This is a genomic window from Enterobacter cloacae complex sp. P13B, from assembly GCF_014895915.1.
In the GTDB taxonomy this organism is placed as follows: domain Bacteria; phylum Pseudomonadota; class Gammaproteobacteria; order Enterobacterales; family Enterobacteriaceae; genus Enterobacter; species Enterobacter bugandensis.
This window is the reverse complement of sequence record NZ_JADBQN010000136.1, coordinates 1-611: the sequence shown is the minus strand read 5'-3', so window position 1 is coordinate 611 and position 611 is coordinate 1. Positions and strand designations below refer to the sequence as shown.

General features: G+C 33.6%; 2 protein-coding genes. Both read right to left on the bottom strand.

What is annotated here, in order from left to right:
* The coding region (locus IM273_RS22630; RefSeq protein ID WP_226857992.1) for a hypothetical protein at positions 1-186 on the bottom strand (186 nt) is incomplete at its 3' end.
* Positions 186-611, bottom strand: a 426-nt coding sequence (locus IM273_RS22300; protein ID WP_193055673.1) for a hypothetical protein, incomplete at its 5' end; no start/stop codon positions are given. The genes IM273_RS22300 and IM273_RS22630, both read right to left, overlap by 1 nt.

Below are 611 nucleotides of genomic sequence, written 5' to 3'. Positions count from 1 at the left end.
CATTGCACGATTAGTATATGGTACTACCCCACCTTTCGATTCTACATTAATCTGTTGTTGAATTTGTTTAGTTACAGTACGCATACGTTCACTAAGTTCTTTCTTAAACTGCTCACCAATTTTTGGTGAATTATCATTTATGAATTTCTTCATATCACTAGGGCTATTGCCTCTCTTCCATCCCATTAACTTAATTCCTCTATGAGTTGTTGAATGATACGGAACGTTGCACCGTTATCATTTGGTATTCTTGCCTTAACCATAACTGCTTTATTCACACAATTACTTTTTGAACCAAATAGACCAATCAATGTTGCTTCTACTAAGGCGGCTTGATTAGTAGTAGGGAAACACCAAAGTAGATATTTCTTATAATCTAATCCATCATCAATCATCTGATTAACTGATTTACTACTACTGGTATATTCTCGCCAGTTAGATTCTTTAGTACTGTCTTTTAGTTTCTTAATATCTTTAATCCCTTTATATACCTGCTTTACTCCAATATAAAAGTCACCGTTATCAAAAGTGATTAAGTAAACAAAAGCGGCGTACTGTCCAGAATTGATATCATCTACATTCCATTCATTTTCGTTATAACTATTCCAATC